Here is a 12,538-nt window from a genome sequence, read left to right as displayed (position 1 = left end):
CCTTAATATTCAATGCCAAACTTTTGCAAGCGACGATAAAGGGCTTGTCTACTCATGTTGAAATGTCGTGCTACTTTCGCAATCACGCCAAGGTGAGTCTTGAGCGCCTGCTCCAATTCTTCTTTACTGGGTTCTCGTATGGTTTGCGATACGTTAACTTGTGCTGTATTTGCCTGCACACCAAGACCAAAATCCTTCGCACTGAGCTCGCCACCTGGATTCAATACTGCCGCCCGTTTACAGGCATTTTCAAGCTCTCGTACGTTACCAGGCCAAGGGTGTTCACATAATGCTTGCTGGGCATCCGAAGTAAGCCCTCTTGCTGGTAAAAAATGCGCGACCAAAGGTAAAATATCATCCACTCGCTGTGACAACGCGGGTAAGTTTAGCTCGATGACATTTAAGCGATAATATAGATCCTCACGAAATTTCCCCCCTCGAATATCCGCTAGCAGATCCGCGTTCGTTGCTGAGATGACACGAACAGAGACTTTTTTTGTCTCGACTGAACCTAGCCTCTCAAACTCGCCACTTTGCAAAACACGTAGCAATTTTGTTTGCCCTGGAAGAGGTAAATTACCAATCTCATCCAAAAATAACGTGCCTTTATCTGCGGCTTCAAAGCGACCAATACGCTGCTTATTCGCACCGGTATATGCACCACTCTCAGCACCAAATAACTCAGCTTCGATTAAGTCACTTGGGAGCGCGCCTGCATTCACTTTGACAAACGGTTGATTTTTTAGTGGTGAATTCGCTTGAATGATCTCCGCGATTTTTTCTTTACCGCTACCATTTGGACCGGTTATTAACACTGATACATCAGATTTGGCGACTTGCAGCGCCATATCTATGACTCGCTGCATGGCCACCGATTTATACACAAACCCGCATAAATCCGCGCCTTGATTAAACTGCTGGCGTTCTTGTTCAGCCCGTTCAAAGTTTGCAACTTGCTTATGTGCCTCACCAAGCGCTACGAGGTTTGCAATAGTGGTGAGTAACTTTTGATCGTCCCACGGCTTCGCTAGATAGTCTGCCGCTCCGGCTTTTACCAGCTCAACCGCCGTGGTGAGCTCAGTCCAAGCCGTTAATAAGATAATAGGGAGTTTTGCATTTAGTGCTTTCAATTGGTGAAAAAGCGCAGCCCCCTCCTCTCCTGAAGTGGTGTCTGCACTAAAGTTCATATCTTGGATAACTAGTGCTATTTGCTGAAACGACACCACTTTAATTGCTTCTAACGGTGAGCACGCGGTAACCACTTGATAATCATGCAGCTCTAGTAACAATGACAGTGCATCAAGTACTGCGGGGTTATCATCCACAATTAAGATTTTATCCATATGATTTTATTCTTGTTATTACATGTTGCCACTTACCTATATTAGCACAACTAATACAAGGCAAGTTAGAGTAATGCTAATCAGGCTACTCACACAACCTGATTAGCATAAGGGTTATACACTTCTTGTCGCGATACTCGGTGAAATGTTCGCCGCCTTCTTAGCAGGAAAAATAACTGACGCGATACAAAGCACGATAAGCCCAAGCGCCGTTATAAAAATATAGCTTACTTCTAGCGGTGGCACTGAATACAAAGACATTAGCTTTTGTCCTAGAAAAACCGTAGCCACTGTGCCAAGTACTAAGCCAATTGCACAAACAATGAGGTTTTCTACCACAAAGTAACGAACAATTGCAGACTTGCGCGCCCCCAAAGCTCTGCGAGTACCTATCTGTTTAGTACGTTTGCTGATATTAAACTGAGTAAGACCAAATATTCCCAGCGCCGTCACGACGACTAATGCGGTGATGAGCACTAGCAACATTCTTAGCATCAATAAGTCTTTAGAATTGTACTTTCCTTTCACCTCATCAAGCCCTTTAATGCCTGTGATCACACGACTAGGATTTTCTTGAAGCAGCGCCGACTCTATTTTTTTCATTACTTCGCCACGCAAACTCGGATCGGTGCGAACTAAGAAATCTTGAAATCCATTCGCATTCACCATAGGAAAAATAATTAAGCGATCAGCATTTCTAAAACGCGGCCAAGCATTAGTCATACGCTCAACAATCCCCACGACTTTTAACGGGCCACCACCATAATAAATCGTTTCGCCCAATCCTTTACCCTCACCAAATATCTCGTCCGTAAAAGCCTTACTGGCAATAACAACATCTGGTTGCTTAGCGTATTCACTTGAGATCAAGACATCTCCAGATGTGAAATCACGGCCTTCTATCAATTTTACGCCCAAGGTACGGATCACTTGTTCATTGGCGTATAAATGCCCCGAGTTTGTATGTTTACCATCGTCTTCTGGGGTTAAGCTGAATCCCGAATTGCTGCCTCCTCCTGAAAGCGGAACCGAGCTCACTCCCACGGCTTCTATAACTCCAGGGATACTTTTTAGTATTCTCTCATCAACGATAAGCTGCTGATTTGCATCTATCTTGTCGTCAAACGACATGACACTGAAGGTGATTATCGACTCTTCAGGGTAGCCAGTTGGCTTATTGAGATAGCTGACGCGCTCACTAATAATGGACAGCGAATTGCTGACAATTGCCAACGTCAAGGCAAGTTGTAGGATAGCAAGTACAGCACCGACTTTAGAGCGCAATAACGCATTGATAATGGGTTTTAATTCCAACATGGGACTCTCCTTATTGCCTTATTGCACTTTTAAATAAGTAGCAGGTGATGTTTTACACACTATCCAAGCTGGGTAAAGCCCTGCAAGAATACAAGTCACAATAGCGATGCTCGGCGCTGCTAACAGCATAGAGACATCCATCGTTGCAAGACTTTCGTAGACATGGCTAGTTTTACGGATCCCCCATAAGCCAAGCTGAGCAAAAACTATCCCTATCACTCCCCCCATAAAACCAAGCAACGCCACTTCAACCAAGTGTTGGTAAAACACTTGCGTTTTACTTGCGCCAAGTGCTCTTCTTACACCAACATCAGGGGCACGTTTAAGAAATTTCGCAAGTAACAACCCAAGAATATTGGCTAAGCAAACGGCAAGGAACATAAAACTTAAACCAATCATGACTTTGTTATCTTCACTGACTACATTATTGTACTCAAGCCACTCAGTGACATTTCGAAGTGAAAATTCTCGTGTTTTACGGTTAAACCTTCCCAAATCTTGTTGGGTTTGGATGTAGTTATCTAGTTGTGTTGCTAACGCTTGTTGTTCTTTTTCATTCTCTAATTCAACCCAAAACTGAGTCCAAAGCATTTCTGAATTCATTTTGTCCGTGAAGTTGTTAATCTCTTCGCGCTTCCAACCATTTGTATTTCCCCAAGTATCAATCTCATAAGCTGCCGCATGACTGAAGGGAATGAAGATACGCTCTGCATCAGCAAACGCGCCATTGTTTAAGTCATACATTTTGACGTTTGGCTGCCACTCCTTAGTTACCCCTACTACTTGATATCTTCGCTGCGCTAAATAAATACTTTCTCCCACCACATCACTGCGGCCAAATAACTTTTGTGCGATAGTTTCGTCAATAACAGTAACTGGTGCAGCATTGTCTGCTTGGCTTTGACTCCACACTCCACCATACAAAAAATTCAACTCAAACATGGCGAAAAACTCTCGGGTTATTAGCCGTGTCGTTTGCAACATGGGGCTCACTTCAGGATTGTTTACATGAACTGCAAAACCAGATTTAAACATCGCGACTTTTTTGTCGATGTTTAGCGTTTGATAAAGGTTTTTCGCATCTAAAAATGTCAGCTGAAAGGGAATATCATCAGCTGAATGATAGGTTTGTCCCTCATCCATCACTTGTAGCTGTACAGCATAGAGTTTACTACTTTTGCTTGGAATTGGATCGGCGGACATCATGTGATACACAGACAAACTCACCATAGTGACGCCAATGCCAATGGCAATGGCCAGCGCCATTAGGCTAGTCGCAAGCGGCGTGGCTTTTAGGCTACGCCAGGCTAAATCAAGGTAATGGGCAAACATAACTTACGCTCCCACCTGAGATTTCAACGCTTGTGAAGCCGCACCTTTACCTTGATACAAAGTAAAATCCGCAACCTGTCCATCTACAATCTGGATGTTTCTTGGTGTACGCCTTGCAAGCTCAGGATCATGGGTAACCATTACTATCGTTGCGCCGTCACGGTTAATTTGTTCTAGTAATTCCATCACCTGACGCGCCATTAAACTATCTAAATTCCCCGTTGGTTCATCGGCTAGTAAAAAGCGTGGCTCACCAGCAAGCGCTCTTGCAATAGCCACACGCTGCTGCTGTCCGCCGGACAACTGTTGTGGCAAATGTTTTGCTCGGCCAGCAAGGCCAACTTGCTCGAGGCAGCTTTCAATTCTGCGCTTGCGCTCAGCCGCCTTGATACCACGATAGCGTAATGGCACTTCAACATTTTCGTACAAGTTTAAATCTGGGATAAGGTTAAAGCCTTGAAAAATAAAACCGATTTTTTGGTTTCGCAGATCAGCTCTTTGATTGTCATTGAGCTTACCAACATCAATTCCATCTAACATATATTGACCACTAGAGTACCCTTCTAGCATCCCAGCAATATTTAAGAAGGTCGTTTTACCTGAGCCTGAAGGGCCCGTTACCGCGATAAACTCTCCTTCATTTACTTGCAGGTTAAAATCTCTGAGTGCGTGTGTTTGCACCATATCAGTTTGGTATACTTTGCCGATATTATTCATAACTAACATTATTATTTTCCTTCTTATCTTAATAAGATGCTGGGCGCACGTTCGAATGCGTCGTAACTACTGATGATGATTTGATCGCCTTGCTGTAAGCCATTAAGCACTTCAACTTCACTGATGCTTGAGGTACCGGTGGTGATCTCAATTCGCTCAGCGATATCACCACTTAGTTTGTAAGCAATGTGTCCACCTTCACTCATAAAAGCACCACGTTTGACCATTAAGGTGTTTTCTTTGTGCTCTAGTAAAATCCGAGCAGACAAACGTTGGTTTTGTCTAATGCCATCAATGTTCTCGTCCGAAAAGCGTACTCTAGTGGTGACTTCACGGTTATTTACTTCTGGAGAAATCGCAGATAACACGCCAGAAATATTTTGGTTGCCAATCCTAAGTTCGACAGCCATCCCGAGCCCAAGCTCTGCCGCATAACTTTCAGGAACCTGCAGCTCGGCTTCATAAGCACTTAAGTCAACGAGTTTCATCAACCCCTGATTGGCATTAACAAGCGCATTTTGATCAACTAATAAATTACCGACTATGCCTGAAACCGGCGCAATCACATCTAAACTTGCAACTTGACGTTTTAATTCTTCAACAATTAAACGTTGCCTCTCAAGCTGATTCTCAACAGATTTAAGTTCAAAGGCCAAGGTATCTTTGCCTAGCGCAACTTCTTGTTCTGCATGATTGAAGTTTAATTTTGCCCGCGCTAGGTCGTCTTGCGCTTCTTCTAAATCAATTTGGCTGATGAGGTTTTTTTGGATAGATAACTGAGCTCGTCGGTCCTCTCTATCTGCCGCTAATAGTTCGACTCGAGCGAGATCTAAGGAGCGATTTAACGCCAAGTTTTGACGTCTGACATCCAACTTCTTCCCTTCAAGCTCACCACTCAGTCTTTGCAGCTCCGCTTCTTCTTGTTGGAGCCGGTTGGTTAAAGTTGGACTTTTGACCGTGGCTAGTACTTCACCTTGAGTCACGCTATCACCCGCTTTAACCTGTAAAGAGACATAACCCTGCTCCGGACTGTAAATTTGTGGTGCATTTGCAGCAACGACAAAACCTGTGGCGGCAATATCACGGGTAAACTCGCCGAAAGTCACGGCTGCAATTTGTACTCTATCTTTGGCCACGGAGCTACTAGCCTTGGGTCCACCAAACACGACTTGTGCGCTAAGCGCTGCAATAATGACAACACCCGCAATTACAAGACCAAGCTTCTTTTTAGATTTACCAGTTTGGAGCACTTCGTCTTGTCCGCTTGTGTCTTTAATCATAATGATTCTCCTCGAATTAACGAGTCAAATACCGCCACAACCGTTGCTACAGCCAACATCATCAAGGGTGAAATTAAAAAAGCAGTACTTAACCACATAACGTATCTTCTTTATTAGTTTGTATGCAGAAAGTGAGGCGAACTTCATGCCAAAACTTAAGGTGTTGATATTATAGATTTATTTTATTTTGGAAGAGGATAAAATGTGTCCGCGGACGGAAAAAGTGTCCGCAGCGGACACTTCTTCACCTAAAGTTATAGCGCTATAGGTGTCAGTCGCCACATTTCTGCATCTTAATATATCGACTGAAGAGATAACTTGAGGATTGGATAGATAGCAAACTAACTGATTTCTTTAAGTTCAGATTTAATAATTGGAGAGTGCATTAACCAGAGTTGAATCAAATTAGTGGCAAATTTATAGTCGCTCTGGTGCCTTTACCGATAGTAGATTTTATGATCAGTTCACCACCGTGAGATTTGATGATATTAGATGCGATAGTTAACCCAAGTCCCACATGCTTTTCTGAAGCTTTAGTGGTATAAAACGGATCAAATACTCGATGTACCAGCTTATCCGCAATCCCCTCACCACAATCGAAGATATCGATAGAGAGTGTTTGATCCTCAACTTTCGTGTTGATTTTAATGGCCTTTCGCATTCTACCCGTACTTTCTAAAGCGTTCTTTATGAGGCAGTAAATACTGTGTTCTAGGAGTGCTGGGGCACAGTGCAACTCAAACCGCTCTCCTTTTTCAAATTCAATCAAGCTCAAGTTTGTACCATCCAACTCCAAATTAATCATCACAGAATCCATAATTTGAGAATAGAATTCTACTTGCTGAAACTGAGTTTGATTACTCTCAAAAAACACACTCAGTTCTTTAACAATCAGTTGAATTCTGTCGAGTCCCGAGTGCATTTCAGCCATCACATCATCACTTTCACTCAAAGCCCAGTTTAGTTGATACTCTTTCTCCAATTCACTCAGTGATTTTGCACATTCAGGAGAGAGTTGCGAATTATTTGCCAAAAATTGCCAAGCTCGATACAACTTAACCAACGAACTTTGTACAAACTCTAAGTTACTTTTTAAGTACGCAAGCGGATTATTTATCTCATGGGCTACACCCGCAGCAAACTGTCCTACTGAAGCGAGCTTTTCTGATTGGATCAACGCTTGCTGCTGCTCAGCAATACGGTTATATGCCTCTCTTAAGGCATCATTTGACGACTCAAGTTCATGGGTGCGCTGCTTGACCTTTTCTTCCAATCCTTCGTTAAGTTTGGTTAGTTCATCGGTCAACAACTCAAGTCGATTTAAATCTCGATAAGAGCGCAGCGAGCTGGTTAACATAGTGAATAGACGAGATTTTGTGAGGTCAGTTTTATTTTTATAGTCATTGATATCATAACGCAGCATGACTTCATGTTCCGGTACACTGCCAGGCTGACCGGTGCGCAGTACTATTCTCACGTTATGATAGCCAAGCTCTTCACGTATGTATTGCGCACATTCTAAACCCGCTTCTTCACTTTCCATAATGACGTCGAGTAAAATCAATGCAACATCATCTCGATTGCTTAAAATATCAATCGCTTCTTTTTTGCTATAGGCATGAAGTAACTCGAGCGGTTTTAATTCAAACCGATAAGCCGTTAACACAAGTTTAGTCACATCATGCACTTCAGGTTCATCATCGACAATCAACACGACCCAAGGAGATGCACACTCGTCTAGGCTTTGTTCATCAGGTTCTGAAACGTTTAAGAAAGATAATGGCTGCTGCTGACTCATTAAAATGACACCCTTACTCCTATTTCTTAAGGATGGTACAAATCCGCAGGTTTACCAAATTATTCGAACCAGAAAATGGTATATATTTAGCACTATGGTAGGAAGAAATACTGAGTGACTATAGAACGGGATCTGTACTGTAAAGAAGCCACTCTTCACAGTACATCAGGTTTGAATATACTTATGCGCTTAGGGCATCCTTATAGTGTTTTCTACAAAGAGAAACATACCTATCGTTACCACCAATCACAACTTGATCGCCATCCGCAATAGCTTTGCCGTGCTCATCGGTGCGAAGCACTCGGTTTGCTTTGCGACCGCAGTGACAGATGGTTTTTAGCTCAATCAATTTATCTGCCCATGCCAGCAAATATTGCGAGCCTTCAAACAGCTCACCACGAAAGTCCGTTCTAAGACCATAGCATAATACCGGGATCCGCAGTTCATCGACGATATCCGTCAGCTCTGCGACTTGAGCTTTTGTTAGAAACTGGCACTCATCTACCAATACACAGTCTATTTTATTCTCGGTATGAGCAGACATCAGTAGTGCTTTCACATCTGTTTGGCTTTCAAAAACTTGCGCCTCAGCCTCTAAACCGATACGCGACGCTACTTTGCCCACACCAGCACGGTTATCAATTGCAGCTGTGATAATAAACGGGCGCATGCCTCGCTCTCGGTAGTTAAATGCCGACTGCAATAAAGTCGTAGATTTACCGGCATTCATTGCCGAATAGTAAAAATAAAGCTGAGCCATAATAGATATTTCGAAATAAAAATTCGCGCTAGTTTACTGACTAACGATTAAAAGATCTATTGCTTATCCATTTGGGTGGTTTGTGAACGTAAATACTCACTATATAAGGTGTCGAGGTTAATAAGCTGACTTGCACGCCACACTTTCCAGCTTAACTCAGGGTGCTGCTGATAAAACTGCTCAGAAAATGCCATAAAACCAAACGACGTTTCTAACGGTGGAAAAACCGCTTCTAAGTGGTTAAAGGGGGGTGATAATGTGATTGGCATATTACCGATTTGGCAAAGACCTATGGTCGCATCAAGTAATTCATTTTCAACCAAGGCAATAGCATGCTCCAACGAGTCGGTTTCAAATATGGAAAAATGCTTTGGCATACTTTCTCGAATAGCATAGCCACGAGGGACTGCGAGTTCTATTTCTTTGCCCAGATTTAATGGTGCTTTATTGGTTTTGCTTTTGAGTAAACAAGTGCTGATCCGATTAATTGCATATTGCTGTGCAACAGTGCCATCGGGGTTCTTTGGATATGCCATTAGCCCTTCTCTAGACGCTCGATGGCTTGCCACCACGGCATCAACTTTACCATTTTCCAGCTCATGCAAACAACGGCTCCATGGCTTTCGAGTGTAGGTGAAGCTCACCTCTTTTACGTGCTCGTCAAGCTGTTGTACTATCTGGATCGTGACGCCTGGATTTGCCGATGGCACAGTTTGTCCTGCACCATGGATAAAGGGTGGAGCATGTTTATCTTCATAACAAAAGCGAACCTCTGTTGCCATACAGGCCCACGAAGTAAAAACGCAAAAAACAATAAATAGCAGTCTCAACATTCACTCCAAACATATAGTCAATCGAAATAACAACGATTAACCACTAGTATACTCTATTTTTTGAAGCTCACTCCCTCATGTTGTAACAACCACTCTTTCGCTTCAAGTCCGCCAGCATATCCTGTTAGTTTGCCATTTGCACCAATAATGCGATGACAAGGCACGATGATACTAATTGGATTTTTGCCGTTAGCAGCGCCAACAGCACGGACAGCATTTTTGTTTCCTAAGCGCTCAGCTATCCAACCATAACTATGCGTTTCACCAAATGGTACTTGTGCCAACACCTGCCAGACTTGCTTTTGAAAGTGCGTACCATCCACATCAAGTACCACATCAAAGCGTTGGCGTTTGCCAGCAAAGTATTCTGTTAACTGTTTTTTTGCCATTTCTGTATGCCGATTTTCCCCTTGCTCATAGCGCGTTTTTGGAAAAAAACCGACATATCGTAAACCAATACTAGATGCTTGTATTATCCACTCTCCAGTGGGCGAGGTTAATGTAGTTTCAATCATAATTGTTGCCATAGTTGAAAAGTTAAATAAGAACGAAAAGGAGCACACTTTTCGATATCTATTGTTTTTAAGGATTTTTCCATTGCCTTTTTAACCCCCAAATCACCACCCAAGTAAATGTCTGGGTGACTCAATCCGCGCATTTTTGCATAATCGACAGTCCAAGGGCCTATACCTTTAATCTTTAACCAGTCATCAAGTTCAACATGCTCCGAACCAACGTATTGCTCAGCAAAAGCTTTAATAGCCGCCTTTCGTCGCTCAGGCATTTTGAAAAAGGCAAGATCACTATCAAATACGGCCTTAGGCTTAGGGAAATAACGCATGCCATCTTCAGCCACCTCACCGAGCGTTTCGACCAATAAAGCGAGTAAGCTTCTCGCCGCTTGAACACTGATTTGTTGACCCAAAATAGCTCTCATGCCCGCTTCAAACTCACTCCAAATCCCGGGTAATCTGAGTCCCTCTTGTAGCGGCAAATCAGGTGCGGCTTCATGAAGGTGAGACTCAATAAAACAGGTGTCCGCATCTAAATCTAACACACGCCTGATCTGCGCAATCATCGGAACTAACAAGGATAAATCACAGAGCGCGATAGCCACTTTAAAACGATGTTTTTCAGGTTCGATAGTCGCGGTGAAACGCCCTATTTCACCTTGTATCATCACGGTTCGCCCATAACTGTTTTCTGTTAACCACTCGATACCTGGCACAATTCTCATTGCTAAAAACTGCTGCATTTTATCCCAGTTGTATGGTGGTCGATAGGACAAGTAAATTGCAATGGTAGAGCCACTACCGGCGTCTTTTCTGAGTTGACTTGGTGATAACTGATACAGCTTTTGGAATGCATCATTAAAGCGTCGCAATGAGTTAAAGCCGGCGGCAAACGCGACTTGCGTAACAGGAAGGTCACTTTGCTGTAAAAGCTGCTTAGCTAAGTCACATTGCTTATAAAGTGCATATTGTTTGGGGCTGGTGCCAACGTATTGATTGAATACTTTATTTAAGTAACGGACCGAAATGCCTAACCTATCGGCTAAGTCTTCTGTCGAATGACGTATTAAGGCTCCCTCATCGATTAACTTTTTGGCTCTAACTGCGGTTGTTTCCGTGCCAAGCCATGCATAACTACCCGGTGCACTATCGGGACGGCAGCGAATACAAGGCCTAAAGCCTGCTTGCGCAGCATTGTGGGCAAATTGAAAATACTCTACATTCTTTTCTTTTGCAGCAGGTGCTGGGCATATTGGCCGACAATAAATGCCGGTGCTCTTGACCGCAACAAAAAACAACCCATCAAATCTAGCATCGCGACTATTTCTAGCTTGAGAACAAACTTCTGGTGTATACATGACTTTCGCTCGTACTTCGTTTTCACTCAGTCTAATAGCTATCACTATAGCAAACTAGCCATTTTTGGTACTCAACCATGTTTGGAGTATTCATGAAAAAAGCCCGCTAAGGGCTTAACTAACTGAGGAAATAAGAAAAGTACTAACCTACTGCTTGGTTATATCTGCGCTCGACTTCAGACCAATTAATGACGTTGTAAAAAGCCGCGATGTATTCTGGTCGACGATTCTGATATTTGAGGTAATAAGCATGTTCCCACACATCTAAACCCAATATTGGGGTGTGCTGCTCCATGTAGGGGCTGTCTTGGTTAAGACTACTCGTCACCGCTAACTTGCCATTTTCATCTACAACTAACCATGCCCAGCCACTACCAAATCGACTGACAGCAGCGTTTGTAAATTCAGTTTTAAAGCTATCAAAACCACTGAGCTCACTTTCTATCGCTTGTTTTAACGGCCCGTCACATAGAGGCGCATAATTTGGAGTCATAATTTGCCAGAACAAACTATGGTTATTGTGCCCGCCGACATGTTCTTGCACTGCTTTTTGTAAGTTTTCAGGTAACGTTTTAATATTTCTCAGTAACGTTTCGGTGTCTTTACCTGCGAACTCTGTCCCCTCTAACGCGGCGTTTGCTTTGTTTATATATGTCTGATGATGCAAAGTATGATGGATCTCCATCGTTTTCGCGTCGATATGTGGTTCCAGTGCATCATATGCGTACGGTAACTCAGGTAAGGTATAAGCCATTCGACCTCCAAATGTTAATGTAAAACGCGAGCATGCAGGTGCGTTACCAGCATCGCTTCGTTAATTTGATGAATCAGCTCAGGTAAGTGAGGGTAGCGTTTTGCAAAGTGGATCAACTCTTGTCGAGTTTTATGCAAATGATGCAAGACAATAGGTGCAAGTTCGTTGGCATATTCTAGGTAAGTTGCATGTATTTTCAGATGGATTGAGATAAGTTGCTGGCACGCTCTATTTGGCTGTTCTAGCGCAATAAAAGTGTCAGCTAGATTATGCGCGGATACCACGACGGCAGGTAGACTATGCGCTATGGCACTCATCACGACATTGTCTTTTTGGCATAATAAAAATTCATCTAAAATACCTGTTGCGAGTGTCAATGCAACCTGATATTCGTCACGGGCACGCAGAAATATTTGCGCTTGATATGCTTGATTACCAGAGAGTATTTTAGCTTGCCAAGGTGACAGCACTGAAGATAACGCGCAAGCTCCGCTGGCTAAGCGATTTGCACTAAGGTCCATGCGATTTTTCATA

At 43.1% G+C, this 12,538-nt stretch carries 12 protein-coding genes; all 12 read right to left on the bottom strand.

The annotated features are described in order from the left end of the window. Positions 1 to 2: 2 nt before the first annotated feature. The 12 genes from EXT48_RS18525 to EXT48_RS18470 all read right to left on the bottom strand — a co-directional run bounded on the left by EXT48_RS18525 (position 3) and on the right by EXT48_RS18470 (position 12,537). Positions 3 to 1,343 carry a sigma-54 dependent transcriptional regulator gene (locus EXT48_RS18525; protein WP_130165327.1) on the bottom strand — a complete coding sequence of 447 codons (1,341 nt, stop codon included), beginning with the start codon at positions 1,341 to 1,343 and terminating at the stop codon, positions 3 to 5. 114 nt (positions 1,344 to 1,457) lie between these two features. Next, on the bottom strand, positions 1,458 to 2,660 hold the full coding sequence (locus EXT48_RS18520) for an ABC transporter permease (RefSeq protein WP_130165326.1): 1,203 nt from the start codon (positions 2,658 to 2,660) through the stop codon (positions 1,458 to 1,460). A gap of 18 nt (positions 2,661 to 2,678) precedes the next feature. Further along, complete coding sequence (locus EXT48_RS18515) at positions 2,679 to 3,992, bottom strand: ABC transporter permease (protein ID WP_130165325.1); 1,314 nt, start codon at positions 3,990 to 3,992, stop codon at positions 2,679 to 2,681. Positions 3,993 to 3,995: 3 nt separating this feature from the next. Further along, the gene (locus EXT48_RS18510) at positions 3,996 to 4,718 is read right to left on the bottom strand and encodes an ABC transporter ATP-binding protein (RefSeq protein ID WP_130165324.1); all 723 of its coding nucleotides are present in this window, start codon (positions 4,716 to 4,718) and stop codon (positions 3,996 to 3,998) included. Between the two features lie 14 nt (positions 4,719 to 4,732). Beyond that, positions 4,733 to 5,989, bottom strand: coding sequence for an efflux RND transporter periplasmic adaptor subunit (locus EXT48_RS18505; RefSeq protein ID WP_130165323.1), 1,257 nt, complete (start codon positions 5,987 to 5,989; stop codon positions 4,733 to 4,735). Positions 5,990 to 6,389: 400 nt separating this feature from the next. Further along, positions 6,390 to 7,787, bottom strand: coding sequence for an ATP-binding protein (locus tag EXT48_RS18500; protein ID WP_069023152.1), 1,398 nt, complete (start codon positions 7,785 to 7,787; stop codon positions 6,390 to 6,392). 181 nt (positions 7,788 to 7,968) lie between these two features. Beyond that, positions 7,969 to 8,547 (bottom strand): thymidine kinase, encoded by a 579-nt coding sequence (locus EXT48_RS18495; RefSeq protein WP_010374832.1) that lies wholly within the window; start codon positions 8,545 to 8,547, stop codon positions 7,969 to 7,971. A gap of 56 nt (positions 8,548 to 8,603) precedes the next feature. Beyond that, on the bottom strand, positions 8,604 to 9,329 hold the full coding sequence (locus tag EXT48_RS18490) for an amino acid ABC transporter substrate-binding protein (RefSeq protein ID WP_239360025.1): 726 nt from the start codon (positions 9,327 to 9,329) through the stop codon (positions 8,604 to 8,606). Between the two features lie 104 nt (positions 9,330 to 9,433). Then, complete coding sequence (locus EXT48_RS18485) at positions 9,434 to 9,895, bottom strand: methylated-DNA--[protein]-cysteine S-methyltransferase (RefSeq protein ID WP_130165321.1); 462 nt, start codon at positions 9,893 to 9,895, stop codon at positions 9,434 to 9,436. Next, entirely contained in the window at positions 9,892 to 11,250 is a 1,359-nt protein-coding gene (locus EXT48_RS18480) for an AlkA N-terminal domain-containing protein (protein WP_130165320.1), read from the bottom strand. Before EXT48_RS18480 ends, EXT48_RS18485 begins: the two co-directional genes overlap by 4 nt. Before the next feature lie 142 nt (positions 11,251 to 11,392). Beyond that, positions 11,393 to 12,004, bottom strand: a complete 612-nt coding sequence (locus tag EXT48_RS18475) for a superoxide dismutase (protein WP_069023160.1) — start codon at positions 12,002 to 12,004, stop codon at positions 11,393 to 11,395. Between the two features lie 14 nt (positions 12,005 to 12,018). Next, positions 12,019 to 12,537 carry a hypothetical protein gene (locus tag EXT48_RS18470; protein WP_130165319.1) on the bottom strand — a complete coding sequence of 173 codons (519 nt, stop codon included), beginning with the start codon at positions 12,535 to 12,537 and terminating at the stop codon, positions 12,019 to 12,021. Position 12,538 lies beyond the last annotated feature (1 nt).

The sequence above is a fragment of the Pseudoalteromonas sp. CO348 genome (assembly GCF_004208845.1).
GTDB lineage: Bacteria > Pseudomonadota > Gammaproteobacteria > Enterobacterales > Alteromonadaceae > Pseudoalteromonas > Pseudoalteromonas maricaloris.
The sequence above is the reverse complement of the archived record's forward strand: the minus strand, read 5'-3'. Positions and strand labels throughout refer to the sequence as shown.

What these genes read in the sequence shown, in the direction of transcription:
- EXT48_RS18500 (WP_069023152.1), bottom strand. Translation starts at nt 7,787, where the DNA reads ATGAGTCAGCAGCAGCCATTATCTTTCTTAAACGTTTCAGAACCTGAT.
- EXT48_RS18520 (WP_130165326.1), bottom strand. Translation starts at nt 2,660, where the DNA reads ATGTTGGAATTAAAACCCATTATCAATGCGTTATTGCGCTCTAAAGTC.
- EXT48_RS18515 (WP_130165325.1), bottom strand. Translation starts at nt 3,992, where the DNA reads ATGTTTGCCCATTACCTTGATTTAGCCTGGCGTAGCCTAAAAGCCACG.
- EXT48_RS18525 (WP_130165327.1), bottom strand. Translation starts at nt 1,343, where the DNA reads ATGGATAAAATCTTAATTGTGGATGATAACCCCGCAGTACTTGATGCA.
- EXT48_RS18505 (WP_130165323.1), bottom strand. Translation starts at nt 5,989, where the DNA reads ATGATTAAAGACACAAGCGGACAAGACGAAGTGCTCCAAACTGGTAAA.
- EXT48_RS18485 (WP_130165321.1), bottom strand. Translation starts at nt 9,895, where the DNA reads ATGATTGAAACTACATTAACCTCGCCCACTGGAGAGTGGATAATACAA.
- EXT48_RS18490 (WP_239360025.1), bottom strand. Translation starts at nt 9,329, where the DNA reads ATGGCAACAGAGGTTCGCTTTTGTTATGAAGATAAACATGCTCCACCC.
- EXT48_RS18510 (WP_130165324.1), bottom strand. Translation starts at nt 4,718, where the DNA reads ATGTTAGTTATGAATAATATCGGCAAAGTATACCAAACTGATATGGTG.
- EXT48_RS18475 (WP_069023160.1), bottom strand. Translation starts at nt 12,004, where the DNA reads ATGGCTTATACCTTACCTGAGTTACCGTACGCATATGATGCACTGGAA.
- EXT48_RS18495 (WP_010374832.1), bottom strand. Translation starts at nt 8,547, where the DNA reads ATGGCTCAGCTTTATTTTTACTATTCGGCAATGAATGCCGGTAAATCT.
- EXT48_RS18470 (WP_130165319.1), bottom strand. Translation starts at nt 12,537, where the DNA reads ATGAAAAATCGCATGGACCTTAGTGCAAATCGCTTAGCCAGCGGAGCT.
- EXT48_RS18480 (WP_130165320.1), bottom strand. Translation starts at nt 11,250, where the DNA reads ATGTATACACCAGAAGTTTGTTCTCAAGCTAGAAATAGTCGCGATGCT.